Below are 19,849 nucleotides of genomic sequence, written 5' to 3' on the forward strand. Positions count from 1 at the left end.
TGTCGTGCGCGTCGTTCGTTCAGTATGATACCAGAAGAGCGAACCGTTCTCGAGCGAGCGCGGGTCGCAAGGTTAGCGACGGCCACCGAAGACGGGACCCCCCACGTAGTGCCGATCTGTTACGCGATTCTCGAGCCCGCACACTCGAACCGCGACGACGACTCCGGCCTCCGAATCGTCTCTGCGATCGACGAGAAGCCGAAGTCGTCGCGGACGCTCCAGCGCGTTCGCGACGTCCAGGCCAATCCGCGCGTCGCGCTACTCGTCGACCAGTACAGGGAGGACTGGTCGCGTCTCGCGTGGGTGCAAGTCCGGGGCCGTGCTCGCGTCGTCTCGAGCGATCCCGACGGAGACGCGGACGCCTCGACGAGCGTTTCCACCAGCGATCACGACGACGGCGTCGCCGCGCTCGAGTCGAAGTACGAGCAGTACGGAGATCACGACCTGCACGACCGACCGATTCTCGAGATTCGCGTCGATCGGGTCCTCTCGTGGGGCGCGCTCGAAGCGTACAGCTAGCTGAACAGCGAATCGCCGACCGACTCGAGTCGCGCCCCCTCCGTCACTCACACCGAAACGGCGTCTCCGAGTTCCGGCGTGCTCGAGTCGAACCCGTCGCCTCGAAGTTCCTCCGCGAACGCCTCGCAGCGATCGCCGTGATTGACCAGCACCGTACTGTCGCGGTAGGAATCCAGCACCTCGAGCACCCCGTCTCGATCCGCGTGCGCCGAAAAGTCGTACTGCTCGACCTGCGCGCTGACGGGCATCACGCGGCCGTCGATCTCGGCGCTGCCGGTCTCGAGGAGGTCGCGACCGGGCGTCCCTTCGACTTGATAACCCGTCATGGTGATTTTGTTCATTGGATTCGCCCGAATTTCGGGAATATAGGTCATAGCAGGGCCACCAGACAGCATACCACTGGTGGTGATGATCGCTGCCTTCTGTTCAGTAATTCGCTTTCGCTGGCCGTTACGTCCGGTGACGAACCGTGCGTGGGATTTTGCTCGTTGAAATGCATTTGCGTCGCGAACGAACTCGGGATACTGCTGAAGCATCTCGGTTACCTGTTTCCCCATCCCGTCGACGTAACAGGGAATGTCGTAGGCGTCACAGATGAGCATCAGTTCTTGCGTTCGTCCGATCGCGAATGCGGGGACGACGACCGTCCCGCCCTCCCAGAGCGTCGTCTCGACGCTCTCAGCGAATCGTTCCTCCACCACGGATCGTTCCTCACGCTCGAGATCGGAGTAGGTGCTCTCGCAAATAACGACGTCAGCCTCGGGTCGCGCAGTCGTCCCTGAAACCAAACGTTGGTCGTCAGTGTGGAAGTCTCCCGTGTAGAGCAGGCGCGTATCCCCATCGTCAACGAGCACGTGAGCGCTTCCTGGGATGTGTCCCGCATTGTAGAACGTCACATCATAGCCAGCCGCTTCGAAGGTTTCCTGATACCCGTGAGTTTTCGACACCTGTGTGACGCGCTTGAGGTCGGTCTGAGTGAATGGGCAATTATACGAGCCACCATGCAGTTTGAGTGTATCCTGTGCGAGAGTAAGAGTCAACTCGTAGGTTGGGGGTGTCCAGTGAATTGGAGGACGAGATTTGCCAGAAAGCAGAGACGGTATTGTACCGACGTGATCGAGATGCCCGTGTGAAACGACGACTGCATCGGGGTTCGGTGTTTCGATCGGAAACTGAGGAGAATTGTCTGTCAACATCCCGAAATCGAGTAGAAGAGAATCGTCCACGAGAATGGCGCTTCGGCCAATCTCGCGTGCTCCGCCGAGAAACTGAATATCCATTACCGGACGTATACTCGCCAAACGCTTTTCTTCGTCGATTTACCCGAAGCTATCTGTAGAGGGAGCCAACAGCAATAAAGCGGATTTACAGAGACTTCTCAGCAGCAGTAATCAAGGACGATATTCGAACTCTAAGGATTCGCTCAGCTGTGGCGTCTCAATCGGGCTTTCGTCACCCCTCGTCATACTCGAGAGTACGGTCGACAAGGGGCGGCTCTTCCCGTGCAGCAAGCTTTAGCACTGGAGAGATGTTCGATATCTCTTCGCGACAATCGGCAGAGCAGTGAAAAGTTACAGTTGGATCTTCGACCAGTTCGTCAAGTAGTCGCTCGTAATCCGAGCACCGTAAGCGCAATGTTCGGCACGATACCGAAGTGCGCGACCCCTTCGGATTGACGGGCGGATGGCACCACGTCGGCAGCAATCGCCGGTGTCGCGGTACTGCTGACACCTCAGGCTAGCCCGTGGAGCACCCGAAGGGCGATCGCGACCCAGATCACGGTTACCCACGTGAACGAGAGGGTCGTACCCGCAAGTGCGACGGCAGCTATTGCCTGGACACCACGTCGACCGACGCGGTCGAGCAGCCATCCAGCGACGGGCCGTGCAACCACGGCTGCAAACGTGAACGCGCCGAAAGCTACGCCGATGAGCGACTCGCTATGCGTGATCGTTTCCAAATATACCGCGAACGTCGGGTGGATCGCAGCGTAACTGCTGTACGCGAGCAGCTGTGTCCCGCAAACGAGCAGAAAGGCGCGCATCAACAGTGGCGGCTCATCGTCGGCGACGAACGCTGCCCTGAGCCGCCGTGCTAGCGCACCGCGCATGGGCTAGTCGTCAGCGGGGCTCGGCTCGGTCGCGCTCTCCGGCGTATCGGCTGCGACCTCGTAGAGCGGGTTCGTCACTGTGCCGTGCTCGGAGGCGTGAGGTCGACCGGGCACGTCGTCGTAGCCGTAGTCGAAGATTCGGTTTCGATTGAGGCTGAGCTTCGTGAACTCCGGCTGGAGCAGGTCAAAGAGCTCGAACCGCTCTTCGAGCTCGGGGAACTGCGACTGATAATCGAGCACCGTCTCCCGTGCGTGAGTCCAAAATCGTTCTTCGGAATAGTTCTCGTGTTCCTCGAGGAGATCCACGACGTACCGGAGAACGCAGACGAACAGTCCACAGAAGATGAACTGGCAGAGTCCTTCCGGGGGCTCCTTTCGGAGCACGTCGTGCATCTCGTCTGCGAGTGCGTCGAGTTCGGGAAGCGGCTGGTCGCTCACGTTCACGTCGTCGACGAAGTCCTTGACCGCGAGGCGCGAGGGGACCCCGTCTTCGACGACCAAGATCGTATTCTGCCCGTGGGGGGAGAAAACCGTGCCGTAGCGATAGAGGAAGTGCAAAAGCGGTGAGAGAACCGTATCGAAGAATTCCGCGAGCCACTCGTCGAGTGTAAGTCCCGACTCCGCGACCAGTTGCGAGATGTAGGGCTCGCCCTCGCCGTCGACGTGCATCAGCGAGGAGAGCGTGATGGCCTCCTCGTCGTCCTCTAGGAAGGTGTAGATTGATTCTCGCCAGATAGCGCCAAGCAGTTCGTGGTACTGATAGGGCGAGCCCTCGATGTCGGTGAACTCCGAGTGGTCGTAGTTGATGCCTGCAACCTCTCCTGGGAGGATGAGTTCTCGGTCTTGCAGGAACTCGTCCTGCTCGTAGATTCCCTCGATATACTCGGTGACGGTCGGTGCGAGTTCGGTTCGCTCGCCGGGGAGTCCACGCCAGACCAGCGTGTTGAGGATCCGCATCGGCACTTTCACGTGGTGTTTCTCCTCGTCATCGACATTGACGAAGGTGCGAACCGACTGCTGTGGCAGGTACTCGTCGGGTCCCTCGCCGAGTGCCACGATGTCGTCCGCGGCGATGTGATCGGGGAACAACGGGACGATACTGTTCACCCACTGCCAGTCGTGAACCGGCAGGAAGTAGTAGGCGTCCGGATCGAGCCCCTGTGCGGCCAGTCGATCGCGGAACTCCTCGTAGCGGGACCCAAGCTCGCGCTGGACGAGCGAGTCGTGATCGATGCTTTCGGTGGCGACGAAGGTGGCCTTCTCTTTGCGTACAGCGACCCAGGAGAGCGTCACCGGGTTCTTTTGCTCGGGAGCGAACGCCTGGTAGTCGTCGTACCCCCAGCCGAGACGGCCCTTGTTGTACGTGATCCACGGGTGACCCTCCATCTCGCCTTCGAGTTCGGCATACTCGAGGTCCAGCGGATCGAAGTCGTCGCGGTCCTGCTTGCGTGCCTCGACGTGGGCATCGGCGAGAAGCGTTCGCTTGTACTCGCGGACGAGGTTCCCCTCGGTCAGTCCGTCGAGATCGGTGGTTTCGCCGAGGTCGCGAAGGAGCCCGAGCGGATCCGTGAACCCGGTCCAGTCGTTGCCCCCGTCACGACGTTCGATAGTGTCGCCGTAGACGTGGAGACTATCCATCAGCCGCTCCGTCGCCTCGAATCGGTACGACGTCCCACCGAGGTCGAAGCGGTAGGTGGCGCGCTCGTCGGCGTCGACTTTTCGCGGCGTGATGATCTCCTCGTACGTGAACTCCTCGAGCATCTTCGTGAGGAGGCGGCGTTCGACCGTTTCCCACGTTTCGTTGTTCAGTGCGTCCTGTAGCGTCGTGTCGTTCGGGTTCATCAGTAGTCGTCGTTGGTTGGGATCGCTTCGCTCCCGTGCTGACGGGAGGCAGACGGTGCATCTTCGACGAACTGCTCTACGGCGAAGTCCTGGTAGACGGTGTCAGTGTCCTCGGGGTAGGCTTCACGGCTGACGAGACGATTGACGAACTTCGTGTTCCGATAACAGCCGAGCCCGAGGTCGGGGACCCCGACCCCGTGGGTGTGGAGCTCGGCGTTCTGGAGGAAGACATCCCCCGACACATCGACGTCGAGTCGGTGGTCCTCGGTCACCTCGAACCGGCCCTTGTCGTCCCACCTGATCGCCGGTTCGAGCGGTTCGAGAAAGCCTGGAATCGGGCGCTCGTAGCCGGTTCCGAGGACGACGACCTCGCTCTCGTGTACGAACGACTCTTCGGTCTGCCACTGATGACAGTCGAGGGCGTACGCGTCATCCGTGTCGACGATATCCCGTACCTCGGTCATCGCGAAGAGCCCGACGTCGGGCTCGCGGTCGCCGATCGAGCGGTGATAGAGGAGATCGTAGATTTCGGCGCTCGTTTCCGGGTCGACCCCCTTGTAAAGCAGGCCCTGGTTCGGGATGAGATCGTCCTTGACGTCTCGGGGAAGGTCGTAGACGTACTGCTCGTACTCGGGGGTGAAATGTTGCAGCCCCAGCTTGGAGTATTCCATCGGGAAGAAGCCATCCGAGCGGGTCAGCCAGTCTAACCGGTAGTCGCCATCCGGCTGGCGTTCCAGCAGGTCCTGGAACACCTCGGCGGCACTCTGTCCCGATCCCACGACCGTGACCGACTCGGCGTCCATCACGCGCTCGCGGTTGTACCGATAGTGTGCCGTGTGGAAGACGTCCTCCTCCGGGTGCCCCTGAAGCGGCTCCGGAATCTGCGGTCGCGAACCGATTCCGAGCGCGAGGTTCTCAGCACGGTAGTCGAACCGCTCGTCCGTCTCCGGATGGCGAGCCACGACGACGTAGTGTTCGCGCTCGTCGTTCCATCGAACTGTAGTCACCTCGCGGTTGAACCGGCAACTGTCGAGGGTCTCGCTGACCCACTTGAGATAGTCGTTGTACTCACGACGAGGCGTCTGGAACGTCTCGTAGAAGTAGAACTCGTAAATGCGCCCCGTCTCCCGCAGATAGTTGAGGTAGCTGTGGGGGTTCGTCGGGTCGGCAAGCGTCACGAGATCGGCGATGAACGGCACCTCGAGGGTTGCCCCCTCGAGCAGCATGCCCTCGTGCCAGTCGAAGTCGGGCTCTCGTTCGAGGAAGACGGCATCGACGGATTCCTCGACGCCGTCCAGCAGAGCTGCGAGACCGAGATTGAACGGCCCCAGTCCGACACCGACGACGTCGTGAACGCTCTCCGATTCAGTCATCGGCGCTCACCTCGCTGCCGTCGTCCGCTTTCTGCGGTGGTGCAGCCGTCGCATCGGTGAGTACCTCGGTTTCGAACCGATTTCGGTCACAAACCATCAGTACGGCATCCTTCTCGGCCTCGTCGAAGCGGAACTCCGCTCGCGATTCGAACCCGCACTGCTCGAAAACGTGGATAACGCGGTCGTTGCGAGCGTCGGGTTCCGCGATAACCCGTTCCGTCTCGGAGTGGCGGAACTGCATCGCGACCACGGCTCGCAGCAGCGGGAGGGCGTAGCCACGGCCGAGATACTCATCAGGGCCGATAAGTAGGTGGATGCCCTGGTCGGTCGGGTCGGCGTCGTAGTGGTTCGCGACGTCGTCCTCGGCGGCCCAGTAGCACTCCCAGTAGCTCATCGGAACGTGGTCCAGACACCCGATATAGGGCGTCAGGTGGTCGTCCGCGAGCTTCGTCGCGAGTCGGTCGCGAAACGCCGGGAGCGGAAGGTCGAGCTGCCAGTACGGTTTCACGTGGGCGCTCCCGAGCCAGGCGTGGAGCCGACCGAGGTCACGGTCGAGCGTCGCCTGCCGAAGCGATACGGTCCGTTCGATGCCCGGATCGTACGTCTGGTAGTCGTAGTCCGTCGCGATAGTTGCGTCTGGTCCGGTCATAGGTCGAGTTCGATGACGAGTGGGTTGTTCACGTCCGTGTAGACGGACTGGTTCTCGAGGTCGTTCTCCAGTTCGTCCAGTCCGCGAAACCGTGTCAGCAGGTTGGCCTTACACGGGACGGTTGGCGATTCCAGCAGCGGCGTCAGGAAGTCCGACGAGGGACGATCGTAGTGCTCGCGGGCCCGCTCCAGTTCCGCTCGGAGGAGCGCAAGCAGGCGTCGCTCGGCGACGAGTCCAGCACTCCCAAAGGCGTTGATGACGTCGAGCGCGTTGTTCAGAATGACGTAGTAGCGGAGTCGCTCGTCGGCGATGGCGTCTTCACAGACGGTGTCGGCCCGCTCGCCGACGCCTGGGAGATAGGCGTCGACGTCGGGATACTGTGACTCGGGGAAATAGAACCCCTGATTGTCGCGATAGCGGAACTCGCACGGATAGCCGTCCTCGTCGAGCGTGAGCACCGAGTTCTGCTGGTGGGCTTCCACGCCGACACCCTGGACGAGATAGAGCCACAGCACCGGACGGATCGCGATTTCCAGGTACTGGCGGAACCACTCTTCGCTGACCGCCGCGGTATCGCGGTCCTCGCGCTCGGCGATGGTTGTGACGAGACGACCGAGACGCGACCGGCCCGTGATGGCGTCCTGACAGAGCGCGACCAGTGGGGTCGAACGCTCGGCCAGTTCACCGCGGAAGGGGTTGGCCCGGAGGACCGTCTCGAGTCCGGACTCGCGTTCGTCCCCGATGTCGAGCGCGAGGAAGGCGGGATCGCGGACGATGTCGAAGTTCGGGAACGCCTCGGAGAGTTCGTCGCCGAACGCGGTATCGAGGAGTTCCGCGACGGCCACACCGCGGTCGAGTTCCGGGCGCTTGTTCGTCCGTACGGAGTTCGTGATCTTCACGCGTAACGACGATTTCACCATGAACGGGGTGTCCGGGCTGTAGAGCGTCCGGACCGAGGTCGTCGGATAGAACTCCTGTCCGACTGCGCCGAGGTGTTCGATCCCGTCCCCGAGATGGCGTCGGACGTGTGGCTGGTCACAGAGGTAGCCCGCCTGCCACGGATGGACCGGCAACAGGACGTCGTCGCTGTCGACGTGATCGTCGACGAACGTCTCGGGCACGGTGTCGTCCTCGCGCAGAGCGTCTTTCACCCAGGTCGTGGCGCGCCGATCGAGGGCCGAACGCTCCGCGACGAGGTCGGGATCCGCGCGGAAATAGTGGAGCGGGAACGCCCCCCGGAGTTCCGGCGCGTACGTTTTCTGGTTTCGGGCAGCGATACCCTGTCGGCTCTTTGGCGTCGGATGACGGTGGTGGCCGAAGACGAGCGCCTGCTCCGCGTCGCGGAATGACAGCTGTTCCTCGTAGAGGTGTGTTTCGTCGCCCGTCCGTGCACGAACGAAGGTTTCGACGTTTCGCTTGCTCCGGAGGACCCGCTCGAGGAGCTCGTCCGGAACGGATCCCCCCTCTCGTGTGCGTGAGAGGTCTTTCACGACGAGCGAGGCGAGCGTCGCGGCGTCGACCGGGTGGACTGTGCCGTCGGGGAGACGGTATCGAACGGGCGTGTCGAACAGATGGCGCTCCGTCGGCGACCGGTACTCGAGGGGGGCCAGTATGTCGATTTCCTGTTCGGGCAGCCGCGTCCGAAGCAGTCCGCTCGGACCGGGTGCAACGTCCGCCACGCTCTCGTCGTGGACGGTGTAGCCGCCGGTCTCACGAAGGTAGCAGTTGAGGAACGCGTGCACCGTGGCGTCGTCAGCCCGTTCGGCGGGATCGACTTCCCGGTCCACACGGCCGTCGAACTCCAGTGTCACGCAACCACCTCCCGTTCTTGAGCGGCTGCCATACCACAGTCCCGGATGACATCCAGCATTGCAGCGACGTCCTCGAGCGTGGCGGTCGGGTTCAGCAGCGTGAACTTCAGGCTAGTCACGCCTGCGACCGCCGTTCTGGCGACGATCGCACGGCCGTCGTGGAGCAACCGTTCCCGGATGTCCGCGTTCAACCGACTGACAGCCTGCTTACTCATCGCCTCACGCGGCCGATAGCGGAAGACGACCGCGTTCAACGTCGGTTCGTGCAACAGTTCGAAGTCGGTGGCATCCTCGATGAGCGATGCCGCATCGGAAGCCAACGCCACGGTTTCCTCGACGAGGTCCGCCATTCCCTCGCGACCGAGGGCACGGAACGCGAGGTAGGGTTTCAGCGCGTCGAATCGGCGTGTCGTCTGGACCGATTTCGCGACGAGGTTCGGAACGCCGGTCTCGTCGTGTTCCGCCGGGTTGAGGTAGGCGGCGTTACGCGCCATCCACTCGAAATCGTCCCCGTCGCCGAGGAGGAATGCGCCACAGCTGATGGGCTGGTAGAAGAGTTTGTGGAAGTCCACGGCGACGGAGTCGGAACGCTCGATGCCCTCGAGCAGGTCGTCGGAGTCGGTCAGCGCGAGGGCGCCGCCGTACGCTGCATCGACGTGGTACCAGAGGTCGTGCTCGGCGGCCCGGTCGGCGAGTGCGTCCAGCGGATCGATGCTGCCGAAGTCGGTCGTTCCGGCAGTCCCGAGGAGCGCGAAAGGAGCCGCGTCGTTAGCATTGAGTTCAGCGAGTATCGCGTCGAGTGCGTCGGGGTCCATCCGGCGTTCCTCGTCGGTCGGAACGGCGACAACCGCGTCTTCACCGAGTCCGAGGTGATGGGCCGCCTGCTTGCCAGTGAAGTGGGCCTCCTCCGAGCAGAGGATGCGAAGCGACTCGGCCGCTGGCGGGAGTCCACCTGCTTGCACGTCGCGGCCGAACTGGCGACGACAGTATCGGTCGCGGGCCAACAAGAGGGCCTGGAAGTTCGACTGCGTCCCCCCGCTCGTGAAGACACCATCCGCGGCGTCCGGAAGGTCGAACAGCTCACAAAGTGTGCCGACGACTTCCTGCTCGAGGACGGTGGCGGCGGGCGCCTGATCGAAAGAGTCGAGCGACTGGTTCGCCGCGGTGAGCATCGCCTCCGCGGCGAGCCCCGGAATCATCGGCGGACACTGGAGGTGCGCCGCGCACTGCGGATTCGAAGTTCCGACCGAGTGGGCGAGAACCTTGGTTGCGACTTCGTCGATAGCAGTGCCCAGACCCGTGCCGGTTTCGGGGAGGATCGGGTCCGCGAACTGCTTAGAGAGCGCTTCGGGTGACCGCCCCGAGTACGGGTTTTCGGCGGTGGCGAAGCTATCTACGACGGCGTCGGTCGCCCGCTGCATGGCCTCACGGTAGGCGGCAGTGCCCGCTTCAGAGTCGAGGAACAATTCGTCTGCGCTCATACGGTCACCTCCGCCGGTTCCGCCTCGGCGTCGGCGACGGCGGCGACGGCCTCCTCGAAGATGGTCGCGATCGCGTCGATCTGTGTCTTCGACACGACGAGTGGCGGGAGGAACCGGGCCGTCGCACTTTCGCGGCCGCCGAGTTCGATGATAAGTCCGCGGTCGAAACACTCGGCCTGGACTGCCGCCGCAAAATCACTGTCCGGAGCGTGAGGTCCTGCGCCTTGCCAGTCGGCATCGGGGTCGACGAACTCGATGCCCAGCATCAGCCCGCGACCCCGGACGTCTCCGACCGCACTAAATCGCTCGGCCGTACTCTCCAGGTGGTCCCGCAGACGCGCCCCCACGTCGGCGGCGTGATCATCGAGGTCGTTCTCGAGCACGTAGTCGATGGTCGCTTCTCCGGCTGCCATCGCGAGCTGGTTCCCGCGGAACGTTCCGGCGTGTGCTCCGGGTTCCCAAACATCGAGTTCCTCGTCGTAGACGACGACGGCGAGCGGGAGACCGCCACCGATGGCCTTCGAGAGTGTAACCACGTCGGGAGTTATTCCGGCATGCTCGAAGGCGTAGGTCTCGCCTGTCCGTCCGAGACCCGCCTGAATCTCGTCCAAAATGAGAGGAATGTCGCGCTCATGCGTAATGCGACGGATCTCTCGGAGCCACGCATCGGGCGCAGGAATCGCACCGCCTTCTCCCTGGACGGGCTCGAGAATCATCCCGGCGGGGTCGGTGATTCCACCTTCATCGTCATCGAGGAGGTTCTCGACGTAGTCGCTCCCGATTCGGTGTCCGTCCTCGCCGCCGACGCCGAACGGGCATCGATAGTCGTACGGGAAGGGGAGATGATGAACCTCGTTCATCAGTCCCGGAACAGGTTCTTTGGCACCAGTGTCACCCATCAGCGAAAGTGCCCCGGTCGTCATCCCGTGGTAAGCACCCTGGAACCCGAGTATACTCCGGTTTCCTGTGGCCGTTTTGACGAGCTTCAGTGCAGCTTCGACGGCGTCGGTTCCAGCCGGGCTACAGAACTGGACTTTCGCTCGCTCGCTGAACTCGTCAGGAAGGCTCGCGAACAAGGAGTCGACGAACCGCTCTTTCGCTGGTGTAGAGAGATCGAGGGTGTGGAGCGGTCGCCCGGTCTCGAGCGTGCGCTCCATCGCTTCGACGACCCGCGGGTGATTGTGACCAAGCGCGAGTGTCCCTGCCCCGGCGAGACAATCGTAATACTCGTTCCCGTCCATGTCCGTCACGGTGACGCCCTGCGCTTCGCGGATGGCCAGCGGGAGATGGCGAGGATACGTTCGCGCGTTCGATTCACGCCCGGCTTGCTGGGAGAGGATGGCACTGTTATCCTGATCGAGATAACTCATCGTGCACCACCTCCACGACGAGTCGAAACCGTTGCACGGAGTGCGGGTGCTCGCGTATTTGGTTGCCGCATACAAATTTTAGGCCAACCTAAACCATCATAAAGGCACCGATTTTTAGGCCAACCTAAAATAACGTGTGGGTTCCAGATTCAAGTGCCGCCGTAGCAGATCAGGGTTCGAGGTTTCGTGCGAGATCGGCGGGTGTTCTCGGCAGCAGAAATAGCGGGACTGACTAGGCTACCAGAACACGTCTTCCGTGCGAGGGGCAGTTAGGCAGCGAGCACCGATCGTGGTGCCCGACTTGCTAGCGAATCATCGGTTCCGTTCGGTGCTCGGTACGGACGATCCGAGAGCGAACGGTCACCGAAAAGGAATAGGATCGTCTGTGTGAAACGACACACGAATGAACGAGACACTGGACGAGCGGGATATCAAGATCCTCTTTGCGATCGCCGATCAGGAGACCGATAACACGAAAACGCTCCACGAACAGACGGGGATTCCAAAATCGACGGTTCATTACCGCTTGCAGAATCTCAAAGACGAGGGTATCATTACGAACGATCTGTACGAACTCGACCTCGAGGAGATCGGACTGGGGCTCACCGTCATTTCCGAGATCTGGGCGGAGTTCGGCGAGGGGTATCACGAACGAGTCGGCGAACAACTCGCCGATATCGAGGGGGTCAACCAGGTGTACTTCATGATGGGAGAGACGGACTTCATCGTTATCGGTCGACTGACCTCGCGAGATATGGTCGAGGGACTCATCGAAGACTACGAATCGATCGACGAGATCACTCGAACGAGTTCCAAGTTCGTCATCTCGACGATCAAGGCGTACGAGGGAATCGGTATGCTGCGCAACTACAGTCAGCAGTCGTTTCTCGACAGCCACGGATCGCCGACTGATGGGACGTAGTCCGCACAACCGCTCTCGAGTTCGGAAACGGCGTCGCCAAGTGCGACCGGTCGGCGACGCCGACACGCATCGACCGGTCCGTCGCCCCGTCGTTCCGTGATCGCACGTCGGATAGAACCGGCACCCACCGACGTCGGTCGACCGTTCGTTCGTCTTCAGGCGCTCCGCTCGTCGACGAACTCTCTGTTCGTCGGCGACCTCACCGTCCGGCTCTCGACGCAGCGATATTTTCCCTCGAGTCGGAGCTCGAGGGGACGCGTTGGATACTAGTCCGCGCTTTCTCCGGTACTCGATTCGATCGCCGTACAGATGATATCCATACCGATTTCGGCCTGTTCGCGGGTGAGAACGAGCGGTGGGATCAGGCGCAACACGTTCCCGTGTCGACCGGCGCTCCAGACGAGCACGCCGTCTGCGTAACAGCGGGTCTGGATGGCTTCGACCAGGTCGGCGTCCGGATTCCCGTCACCGTCGACGAACTCGACGCCGACGAACAGTCCTTTTCCTCGGACGTCGCTGATCGCCGGCGTCGTCTCCGCGGTCTCGTGAAGGCGATTTCGAAGGTACTCCCCGAGCTGTGTCGCGTGCGAAAGCAGGTCGTGTGATTCGATGTACTCGATCGCTCGGAGGCCGCCGACCATCGCCGGCGCGTTGCCGCGGAAGGTCCCGACGTGGCCACCTGGTCCCCACGTATCGAATTTTTCGTGATAGAGCATCGCACCGATCGGCAGCCCGGTCCCGCCGAGTGCCTTCGCCATCGTGATCGCGTCGGGCGTCACGTCGAAGTGGTCGGTCGCGAACCATTCGCCGGTTCGGCCCAGTCCAGTCTGAATCTCGTCGACGATCAACATCGCATCGTTGTCGTCCGCGATGTCACGAAGCCCCTGCAAGAACCCCTTCGGCGGGACGACGACGCCACCCTCACCTTGAATCGGTTCGACCCAGATGCCGGCGGGTGTCTCGTGGCCGCCGTAGGGGGCCTCGAACTTCCGCTTGGCAGCGTCGAGCGATCGCTCACAGGCGCCGCGGTCGGCCGAACCCGCATCGCGTGTTGGATACGGCACGTGGACGGTGTCGGCGAGTAGTGGACCGTATCCCTCCTTGTACTTCTTACCCGCGGTGAGACTGAGCGCACCCGCAGTTGTCCCGTGATACGAACCTTCGAACCCGAGTAGTCCGTGACGGCCGGTGTTGTGTTTGGCGAGTTTGATCGAGCCTTCGATCGCGTCGCTTCCGCTCGGCCCACCGAATACGACGTTGCTCGCACCGGCCAGTCCGCCGGGAGCGATCTGTCGCAGTTTCTCGATGAGATCGATTCGCGCTTCGGTCGGGAAGTCGATCGTGTGCGCGACCGACTCGAGCTGGTCCTGTGTCCCCTCGAGGACGTACGGGTTGGAGTGTCCGACGTTCAGAACGCCGATACCGGCGAAAAAGTCGAGAAACGTATTCCCGTCGACATCTCGAACCGTCGCTCCGCGCGCCTCCTCGAGTGCGATCGGGATTCGTCGCGGGTACGCCACTGCGCTACTATCGATCTCTCGCTGGCGCTCGAGTAGCGTCCGTGAGTTCGGTCCCGGAACCTCGTCGACTGACGGTTCCGTCGTGAGGTGAAGCTCGTCGATCGATGGGCCTACGGCCATACTACGTGGTTCCCACTAGCCCATATATATTTGATTTGGTGTCTCCATATCGGGGCAGAACGAGATATATTATCTAATGAATATAGTTGTAATTGGATGATGTCCAATATATGTCCCGCAGCGGTCGTACAGAGAGTCGATGATACTCGAGAAGCGGCGTTCTGACGGACGGGTAGGTGAACAATTGCTACGCGCCGAATCGTTCAACAACCGCATCCACTGGAGCAGTAGTACTACGTCCAGTGTATCATATGGGCGTTCTAACTGGTTAGAGCATCTCCTTCTGACCGGACGCTGGAGAGCTCGATCGGCGATGTAATCCTAATTAGATGGATAATTATTGGAATTGATATAACATATGCCCCGATTGCTGTCTCATATACAATATCTGCGAAAGATACATTAGTAATCGTGAGTATTCGGTACATGCCACTGAGTCCCAAATCACAATTATGTCAGATACTACACAGAGCGGTTTGAAAAAAGCGTTGGGTAAAAAGGAGATGCTGATTCTGTCGTTCGGGGCGATGATCGGATGGGGATGGATTATCCTCGCTGGAGATTGGATCCAAGAAGGCGGTCCGTTGGGTGCGATTTCTGCGTTCGTTGCAGGAGGGATCGTCGTCGGTGTCGTGGCGATCATTTACAGTGAACTGGCCTCCTCGATGCCGTTGGTCGGTGGAGAACACGTCTATAGCCTCCGTGCGCTCGGCCCGATCGGCTCGTTCGTCTGTACCTGGGCAATTATCTTCGGCTACGTCACCGTCGCCGCCTTCGAAGCGGTGGCGCTCCCGTCCGCGATGGCGTTTATTATCCCCGGGTTCAACGCTGTCCCCCTCTGGGACGTCGCCGGAGAACCGGTGTACGGAACTTGGATCCTCGTCGGCGTACTGGGAACGATCGGCGTGACGTATCTGAACTACATCGGCATTCGGATCGCCGCGCAGTTCCAGATCATTATGACCCTGGTCATCGCGTTCGCCGGAGTCGTGTTGATCGCCGGCGCGATTACCAGCGGTCAGCCATCGCCTGACCCGTCCTTCGGTGCAGGGACCGCCGGAATCTTTGCCGTCGTACTGATGACGCCGTTCATGTTCGTCGGGTTCGACGTTATCCCGCAGTCGGCTGAGGAGGCCGACATCCCGGCCCGGACCCTGGGGCTCTTGATCTTGCTATCCGTCGGAATGGCCGCGCTGTTCTACATGGCCGTCATCTGGGGTTCGAGCCGCGCACTTCCGGGTGCAGAACTCGTCGAGAGCTCGCTGCCCGCAGCGAGGGCTATGGAGGTACTGTACGGCAGTCAGACCGCAGGACAACTCATGGCACTTGCGGGTGTCGCAGGGATCCTGACGAGCTGGAACGCGTTTATTATCGGTGGCAGTCGCGCACTCTTCGCACTCTCCGAATCGGGGATGCTTCCGGAACCGCTCTCGGAAGTCCATCCGGAGTACAATACCCCGAGCAACGCGATTTTACTGATCGGCGGACTGTCCGCGATAGCGCCGTTTTTCGGCGAACAGATGCTCACGTGGATCGTCAACGCCGGCGGACTCGGCATCGTCGTCGCCTGGTTCCTCGTCGTCGTCTCGTTCCTGATCCTGCGCTATCGTGAACCCGGAATGGAACGCCCGTACAAGGTCCCAGCCGGATACCTCGTCGGGATCATTGCGTTCGTGATGACCGCGATCTTCATCACACTCTACTTGCCGGGCGGGCAGTCCGCACTGCTCTGGCCCTACGAGTGGGTTTTCGTCCTCGGATGGTGCGTTCTCGGTATCGTCCTCTACGCGTTTTCGGGCGATACGGCAGTTGAAACGTCCGAAGAGGTAGTACGCAGAATAGAAGCGCTAAACGACGAGTGAACGACTGCCACACGGTCGACCCGTGTGGCTTCTGCGGTGGAATATCGTGCTCGATCTCACCCGGACTGCTGCTCGACGAAAAACCGTTCCCGGTCTGAGATACCTTCCTGAAAGCTGTTGTGGGGCGATCGAATCGCCTCGTTCGCTGGGGAGACAGTTCGTCACGAGGGAGTGCTGTCTTCCACAGCGGCGGTCGAACGCCGATCTCAGCTACCCGTTCGAAAACGGGTCGCACGAGTTCACGCTCATCTCACCTACTGATCCAGTGCCGCGTCCTGTCGATTATCGATCCCAGAGCCGCGTTCGATCGGTCGACTCGCGAGTGCGTGAGCGATCGCGTTCGAGTCCGTCCGCACGTCCACGGTCGTCCTCGAGCAGTCGATCGAGTTCCCGTTCGAACTCGTCCTCGCTGAGTGTTCCGTCGACGTACCGGGATCGGAGGCGATCCGCCGGGTCCTCGTTCTCGGTCGACCGACTGGAACGATCAGTGGTGTCGTCCGCGGCGACGGGCGTCTCGTCGCCGCCCCAGAACAGCGAGGCCAGCCCGACGGCTGCTAGCACGAAGACCGCGAGGATCGCGAGCGTCACGACGGCTGCGACGACGGTCGCAACGATCGAGAGGACGATACTGACGAGTGTCGCGATCACGCTGAGCACGACGAACGCGAGCAGGAGGGCACCGGCCCCTTTGAGCAGGAGTGTCCCGAGACGAGCCATACGTGTAATTCGTCTCACACGCAGAAAAGTGTGTAGCAATCGGTCGGGTTCCCGTGCCGAACCCTCGAGCGAGTCTCAGGAGCCGTTCGAGGCGGGCGACGCGGCCGTCTTCGCGGCCGTCCGTCTCGTGAGGCCGATGAGGTAGACGTCGAGCAGGCAGATCACCAGCACCGCGAGCGGAACCGCGACGTCGGTGTAGGCGACCGACTCGAACTGCAGTGCCGTCACGACGAACGGCTCGCCGAAGTCGAGCGCACCCGACAGGGTCCGAGCGGAGAGGAAGGCGAGCGCGAGCACGTAGAGTGCGAACCAGATCGCTCCGCGTTTCCACTGCCCGAGGTAGCAGTGGCCGAGCCCCGCGACGAACGCCGACAGCGGGTACGCAGGCCAGATCGGTCTCGAGAGCTCAGTCATCGCTCGACCACTCACTCCTGGTGGAACGGGATCCGCGTCGCGCGCTCGAGTCGACCGAGCGGTGACGAGACGTCGTCCGTGACGCCGTCGGCGAGCGTCTCGAGGGCCGTTCGGGCCCGCTCGAGGGAGCGCTCGACGGCCGGGGTCGCGTGCTCGAGCGCGGCCTCGCTCGCGACCGCGTGCTGGCACGTCGGGTCGAAGAGCACGCGAGCGGCGCTCGCCTGGGGATCGACGTCATCGGGCGTCGCCGACGACTGGGACGCGAGTGCGGTCATCATCGCGTGACTATAGCGACGCAGTGCCGTCCGTGTTTCGGCCGAGGCATCGACGGCCGCCGCACCGATCGCACCCGCAGTTTCGGCGAGCGTCGCCGTCGCCCCGAATCGGTCGTCGGCCGTCTCGTCCGCGTCGGCGCGGGTTAGAAACTGCCGGGAGAGCGCCGTCGACCCCTCGAGCAAGACGCGGTACAACTCGAGACGCCGTCGGTCGGGAACCGGCGTCTCGGCGACCGCCGCGTACGTACGGGCGTGGAGGAGGTCGCTCGCGAGGATCCCCTCGTCCCGGTCGACCGTCGGCGCTTCCTCGAGCGTCACATCTTCGGCGGTGCCAACCAGCGTCAGTCGAAGCCGAACGTAGCCCTCGAGGAGCGTGACTCCGGTGACGACCGGCTCGAGGACGGCCTCGAACGCCTCACGATCCGCCGACTCGTCCCGGTCAGCTGGCCCGAAACCGATTTCCCCGGCGACCGTACACAGCGCGGCGGGGAGCGACCGGTCACGCGCCGGCACCGCCTCCGTGGCGAGCGCCCGAATCGGTGCGGCCAGTTCGGAAGCCGAGCTACGGGTGCTCAGGCGGGCGATACGTCGGCTCGGGTGGACGTCGTGCTCGGTCACGTCAATCACCGGGTGCTGGCGTCGTCGGCTCGTCGGTCACGACGTCGTCGGTCCAGGTGCCACGCAGGAACCACGCGGCAGTGGTGATCGTCGACAGTACGTACGAGATGGCGACGGCGTACCAGACACCAACAACGCCCATATCGAGGAGGATAAGCGCAACGGCTGCGATCGGAATGCGCCAGAGCCACAGCTCCTGCACCGAGAGGACCATCGCGGCTCGCGTGGAGCCGCTGCCGCGGAGCCCGCCCAGCAGGATCTGGAAGACCCCGAGGAAGACGTAGGAGGGGCCGGCGATGAGGATGTACGCTGCGGCGTACTCGATCACCTGATCGGCGTCCTCGGTCCCCGCTTCGATGAAGATTGCGACGATCGGCTCGGCGAACTGGTAGGCGACGGCGACGATCACTGCGAACGCCGAGACGACGACGATCGAACTGAGTTTGACGGCCTGTTTGGCGCGGTCGATCTGCTCGGCGCCGAGGTTCTGGCCGACGACCGTCTCGGTCCCGCGGGCGAGTCCCAGCGCGGGCATGAACAGCAACGAGGAGAGCCGCGTGACGATCCCGTAGGCGGCGACCGCTTCCGTCCCGGCGAGGGCGATGATCGCCGTCAACACGGTGATGCCGAACGCGCGAAAGCCCTGCTCGGTTGCGATCGGCGCACCGATGTCGACGATCTTCCGGACCGTCTCCCGGTCGAGACGCAGATCCGAAAGCGAGGGCTGGAGCCCGACCCGGCCGGTGAACAGCAGGGTGAGTCCGATGGCGGCGGCGACGCCGCGAGAGAAGATCGTCGCGACTGCGGCGCCGTCGACGCCCCAGCCATCGAAGCCGGTGGCGGCGTAGAGCGTCGACTCGAGGCCGGTCGCACCGAGCCAGGCGAACAGCGGATTCCCGTCGAAGCCGAGGATCAGGACCGGGTCGATGAGTACGTTGAGCGTGACGCTGACGGCCATCAGGTACAGCGGCGTTCGGGTGTCGCCCCACCCTCGCGAGAGCGCGTCGAAGATGAAGAACCAGAACATGAACACGATACCGACGAACATGATCCGGGTGTAGCTGACGGCGTAGCCGTAAGCGACCGAGCCGGATTCGGCGCCGACCATCTGCATGAGCCACGGCGTCAGCACGTAGCCGACGGTCGCGAACGCGAGCGCGACGACCGTCACGAACGAGAGCGTCTGGCCGGCGAGGTGGCTGGCCATCCCGATCCGTCCGGCGCCCTTGTTCTGTGCGATGAGGACCGTTCCGGCGACGGTGAGGCCGCCGCCGACGCTGATCATCAGGAAGACGACCGCCCAGGAGTACGAGAGCGCGGCGATCGCGTCCCCGCCGAGGCGGCCCACCCAGTAGGTGTCCGCCAGATTGTAGCCGACGTTGAGCACCTGCGAGGCGACGATCGGCGCCGACAGCACCATGAGCGGTTTGAACAGGTCGCCGTCGGTGACGTCGACGGATCGGTCGGTCGCTTCGCTCATTCCGTGGGATCAGCCTCCGACTCCGCCGTCTCGGTATCGCCCTCCGCGTTCGTCGTCTCGGTATCGTCCACGAGGCGGTCGTCGCGCGGGAAGTCGAAGCTCGCTTCCTCGGGAAAGTCGACGTCGGCGGCGAGGACGTCCGCGAGGACGCGGTCGACGGTCTCCGCTCTGACCGTCTCGAGGTACTCGTCGCGGCCGAGCGTGAACTGGCGGATCTGCGCGCCGTCGAACGAGGCGAGAAGGAGCGCCGAGACGCGCTCCGGATCGTGGTCTCGGAAGGTGCCCGCGTCGATACCCTCCTGAAGGATTTCCTCGACGGCAGCCCGGAGGTGATCGTCGCTCTCCCGGAGCTTCTCGCGGTAGACCTCGTTGTACGGCGCCTGTGCTCGGAGTTCGAGAAAGGCCGTGTGAAACGCCAGTTGATCGTCGTCCGGATCGGCGAGGAACCAGTCGACGAACGCCGCGAGTCGCTCGAGCGGCGGCCGGTCGCGGGTCCGTTCGACCCGCGTCTCGAAGCCTTCGATCAGGTACTCGATGAAGTCCGCGACGAGATCCTCGAGCGAGTCGTAGTGGTAGAAGAGCGCGGATTTGCTGCGGTCGGTTCGGTCGGCGATCGACTGTGCGGTGAGGTCACTGTAGCCCTCCTCGCAGAGCGCCTCGTACGTGGCAGCCATGATCGCGTCCCGCGTGTCGTCGGCAGTCACTGACTAACCAGTCAGTCAGGGACGGAAAAAGCTGTTTCGGTTCGAAGTAGTTGCGACTCGAC

Annotated in this window: 17 protein-coding genes; 3 read left to right on the plus strand and 14 right to left on the minus strand. The window is 62.5% G+C overall.

The features are described 5' to 3' along the window. Positions 1–24 precede the first annotated feature (24 nt). Positions 25–519, plus strand: coding sequence for a TIGR03668 family PPOX class F420-dependent oxidoreductase (locus ACSFC7_RS00935; RefSeq protein WP_436345888.1), 495 nt, complete (start codon positions 25–27; stop codon positions 517–519). Between the two features lie 47 nt (positions 520–566). On the opposite strand, the gene ACSFC7_RS00940 is transcribed toward ACSFC7_RS00935, so the two are convergent. The 8 genes from ACSFC7_RS00940 to ACSFC7_RS00975 all read right to left on the minus strand — a co-directional run bounded on the left by ACSFC7_RS00940 (position 567) and on the right by ACSFC7_RS00975 (position 11,155). Next, complete coding sequence (locus ACSFC7_RS00940; RefSeq protein WP_436345889.1) at positions 567–1,799, minus strand: MBL fold metallo-hydrolase; 1,233 nt, start codon at positions 1,797–1,799, stop codon at positions 567–569. Positions 1,800–2,251: 452 nt separating this feature from the next. Beyond that, on the minus strand, positions 2,252–2,629 hold the full coding sequence (locus ACSFC7_RS00945; RefSeq protein ID WP_436345890.1) for an MFS transporter: 378 nt from the start codon (positions 2,627–2,629) through the stop codon (positions 2,252–2,254). A gap of 3 nt (positions 2,630–2,632) precedes the next feature. Further along, complete coding sequence (locus ACSFC7_RS00950) at positions 2,633–4,471, minus strand: IucA/IucC family protein (RefSeq protein WP_436345891.1); 1,839 nt, start codon at positions 4,469–4,471, stop codon at positions 2,633–2,635. Continuing rightward, positions 4,471–5,844, minus strand: coding sequence for a lysine N(6)-hydroxylase/L-ornithine N(5)-oxygenase family protein (locus tag ACSFC7_RS00955; protein WP_436345892.1), 1,374 nt, complete (start codon positions 5,842–5,844; stop codon positions 4,471–4,473). Before ACSFC7_RS00955 ends, ACSFC7_RS00950 begins: the two co-directional genes overlap by 1 nt. After that, positions 5,837–6,493: a GNAT family N-acetyltransferase gene (locus ACSFC7_RS00960; protein WP_436345893.1), complete on the minus strand. Its 657-nt coding sequence runs from the start codon at positions 6,491–6,493 to the stop codon at positions 5,837–5,839. Before ACSFC7_RS00960 ends, ACSFC7_RS00955 begins: the two co-directional genes overlap by 8 nt. Then, a complete protein-coding gene (locus tag ACSFC7_RS00965; protein ID WP_436345894.1) occupies positions 6,490–8,304 on the minus strand; it encodes an IucA/IucC family protein in 1,815 nt (604 codons plus the stop codon). The genes ACSFC7_RS00960 and ACSFC7_RS00965 overlap by 4 nt, the downstream gene beginning before the upstream one ends. Next, on the minus strand, positions 8,301–9,785 hold the full coding sequence (locus ACSFC7_RS00970; protein WP_436345895.1) for a pyridoxal phosphate-dependent decarboxylase family protein: 1,485 nt from the start codon (positions 9,783–9,785) through the stop codon (positions 8,301–8,303). The genes ACSFC7_RS00965 and ACSFC7_RS00970 overlap by 4 nt, the downstream gene beginning before the upstream one ends. Then, positions 9,782–11,155: a diaminobutyrate--2-oxoglutarate transaminase gene (locus tag ACSFC7_RS00975; protein WP_436345896.1), complete on the minus strand. Its 1,374-nt coding sequence runs from the start codon at positions 11,153–11,155 to the stop codon at positions 9,782–9,784. The genes ACSFC7_RS00970 and ACSFC7_RS00975 overlap by 4 nt, the downstream gene beginning before the upstream one ends. Before the next feature lie 403 nt (positions 11,156–11,558). Between ACSFC7_RS00975 and ACSFC7_RS00980 the strand changes: the two genes are divergently transcribed. Then, positions 11,559–12,077 (plus strand): Lrp/AsnC family transcriptional regulator, encoded by a 519-nt coding sequence (locus tag ACSFC7_RS00980; RefSeq protein WP_436345897.1) that lies wholly within the window; start codon positions 11,559–11,561, stop codon positions 12,075–12,077. 266 nt (positions 12,078–12,343) lie between these two features. On the opposite strand, the gene ACSFC7_RS00985 is transcribed toward ACSFC7_RS00980, so the two are convergent. After that, the gene (locus ACSFC7_RS00985) at positions 12,344–13,717 is read right to left on the minus strand and encodes an aspartate aminotransferase family protein (protein WP_436345898.1); all 1,374 of its coding nucleotides are present in this window, start codon (positions 13,715–13,717) and stop codon (positions 12,344–12,346) included. Between the two features lie 452 nt (positions 13,718–14,169). Here ACSFC7_RS00985 and ACSFC7_RS00990 point away from each other — a divergent pair, with 452 nt between their 5' ends. Next, positions 14,170–15,579 carry an APC family permease gene (locus tag ACSFC7_RS00990; protein WP_436345899.1) on the plus strand — a complete coding sequence of 470 codons (1,410 nt, stop codon included), beginning with the start codon at positions 14,170–14,172 and terminating at the stop codon, positions 15,577–15,579. 282 nt (positions 15,580–15,861) lie between these two features. Here ACSFC7_RS00990 and ACSFC7_RS00995 read toward each other — a convergent pair whose 3' ends face one another. The 5 genes from ACSFC7_RS00995 to ACSFC7_RS01015 form a co-directional block, all read right to left on the minus strand. Further along, positions 15,862–16,296, minus strand: a complete 435-nt coding sequence (locus tag ACSFC7_RS00995) for an SHOCT domain-containing protein (protein ID WP_436345900.1) — start codon at positions 16,294–16,296, stop codon at positions 15,862–15,864. Positions 16,297–16,371: 75 nt separating this feature from the next. After that, on the minus strand, positions 16,372–16,710 hold the full coding sequence (locus ACSFC7_RS01000) for a hypothetical protein (protein ID WP_436345901.1): 339 nt from the start codon (positions 16,708–16,710) through the stop codon (positions 16,372–16,374). Between the two features lie 11 nt (positions 16,711–16,721). After that, entirely contained in the window at positions 16,722–17,603 is an 882-nt protein-coding gene (locus tag ACSFC7_RS01005; RefSeq protein WP_436345902.1) for a hypothetical protein, read from the minus strand. 1 nt (position 17,604) lies between these two features. Further along, positions 17,605–19,083, minus strand: a complete 1,479-nt coding sequence (locus ACSFC7_RS01010) for an MATE family efflux transporter (protein ID WP_436345903.1) — start codon at positions 19,081–19,083, stop codon at positions 17,605–17,607. After that, complete coding sequence (locus tag ACSFC7_RS01015; RefSeq protein WP_436345904.1) at positions 19,080–19,787, minus strand: TetR/AcrR family transcriptional regulator; 708 nt, start codon at positions 19,785–19,787, stop codon at positions 19,080–19,082. Before ACSFC7_RS01015 ends, ACSFC7_RS01010 begins: the two co-directional genes overlap by 4 nt. Positions 19,788–19,849: the final 62 nt, after the last annotated feature.

The organism is Natronorubrum halobium, assembly GCF_051351675.1.
GTDB lineage: Archaea > Halobacteriota > Halobacteria > Halobacteriales > Natrialbaceae > Natronorubrum.